Here is a 1,736-nt window from a genome sequence, read left to right on the forward strand (position 1 = left end):
TATATCTTCTAACACATTATCTAGTGCGTATACATTACTGTGTATATCTGATATTACTGCTATTCTCATTGGTTTTTCTCCCTATCCTATATTTTTTTGATTTTTTATACACTCTACTATAGTATTGCAAGTCATACCTTCGTTTTTAAATTCTTTAAGATTATTATAATCATTTTGTAAATTTTCTATTTTAGATAATTCTTTATCCATTATTACTTTTATAAATGGATGGTTCTCTATTGTTTGCTCATCTATTTTATAATAAACAAATTTTGCATCTTTATAATAGGTTACTAATTTTGCATTCATTAGTTTATTTAAATGTCTAGATGCATTTGACTGAGTAATATTTAATATTTCCTCTATTTCACATACGCAAAGTGGTCCATGATTTAATATATTAATTATTCTTGTTCTAGTATCATCACCTAGCGCTTTTAGCATTTGTATTAGTTCCAAAATTTCACCCCTTTTATATTATCATATTCACCTATACTCATATGATATGCAAGATTTTTAATTTTGTAAACTGTTTTTTGAAATTATATCAATTTTTTTTGATGTTTTTTACGATATTTTTTATTATAAGTTATTTATTTTCTAAAAATTTGGTATAATAAAATATATAAATTTGGAGGTAACTAAATGAATAAAATAGATTTAATTTTCAAAGCATTATCAGATCCTATAAGATTAAACATATTAAAAAAACTATATTCAGCTGAAAGTGTTTGTGTATGTGAGTTAAGTAGTATATTTGATATTTCTCAATCAAAACTTTCTTATCATTTAAAATTACTACTTTCTGCTGGTTTAATAAGTAAAGCATCTGAGGGCAAGTGGAACTTCTACTCAGTAAACAAAGATACTATATCAACCATCTTAACTTATGAAACTATTCAAAAATTATTTTTATAAAAGTAGTTGCCAAATCAAAAAAAATTGATATAATAAATAATATAAGATTAAATTTTTAGTTATTTATTATGTCAATTTTTTTATTAAAATCGATTTATTATACTATAGCTTCTATATTTTTTATCTTTAACATCAATTTTTTTTGATACATAAAGGGAGGTTGTTTTATGAACATATTTAATTTTTTTACAGACCAAGTTCTAAAGATGAATTGGCTATCTGATTTAATAACATTATTCGTTGAAAATGTATTGAATCTAGATGTAGTTACTAAAGTTGGTGGTAGTATTCACTTTTTCTTATATGATACTATAAAAATATTTATATTACTTGGAGTTCTAATATTTTTCATATCATATGTACAGAGTTATTTTCCGCCAGAGAGAACTAAAAAAATACTTACTAGGTTTAAAGGCATCTCAGGTTCTGTTGTTTCTGCACTTTTAGGAACTGTTACTCCATTTTGTTCTTGTTCTAGTATTCCTATATTTATAGGCTTTAGTAATGCAGGACTTCCACTAGGTGTTACATTCTCGTTTTTAATATCTTCACCTATGGTTGATTTAGCATCACTACTATTATTAGCTGGATTCTTCGGCATGAATATTTCTATTTTATATGTTGTTTTAGGACTTATCGTTGCTATAGTTGGTGGTACTATTATTAGCAAACTTAATTTAGAAGATGAAATAAGAACTTATACTGAAAAGACTAGAGATTTATATGATGAATCTGAAAACTTTAATCAAAAACAAAGACTTGATTATGCTTTGTCTGACACTAAGATAATAGTAAAGAACGTTTATAAATATGTTTTA

General features: G+C 24.5%; 3 protein-coding genes. 2 read left to right on the top strand and 1 reads right to left on the bottom strand.

Annotation, left to right across the window (positions count from 1 at the left end):
• Positions 1-81: 81 nt before the first annotated feature.
• Positions 82-459, bottom strand: coding sequence for an ArsR/SmtB family transcription factor (locus ACRC03_RS06550; RefSeq protein ID WP_438651755.1), 378 nt, complete (start codon positions 457-459; stop codon positions 82-84).
• A gap of 186 nt (positions 460-645) precedes the next feature.
• Between ACRC03_RS06550 and ACRC03_RS06555 the strand changes: the two genes are divergently transcribed.
• Both ACRC03_RS06555 and ACRC03_RS06560 read left to right on the top strand, forming a co-directional pair.
• Positions 646-918, top strand: coding sequence for an ArsR/SmtB family transcription factor (locus tag ACRC03_RS06555; RefSeq protein ID WP_438651756.1), 273 nt, complete (start codon positions 646-648; stop codon positions 916-918).
• Positions 919-1,085: 167 nt separating this feature from the next.
• Positions 1,086-1,736, top strand: a 651-nt coding sequence (locus ACRC03_RS06560) for a permease (protein WP_438651757.1), incomplete at its 3' end; no start/stop codon positions are given.

Origin of the sequence: Romboutsia sp. (genome assembly GCF_051659545.1) — a bacterium.
GTDB lineage: Bacteria > Bacillota > Clostridia > Peptostreptococcales > Peptostreptococcaceae > JBOFOR01.

Coding starts and splice junctions, on each gene's coding strand:
- ACRC03_RS06555 (WP_438651756.1), top strand. CDS start 646: ATGAATAAAATAGATTTAATTTTCAAAGCATTATCAGATCCTATAAGA.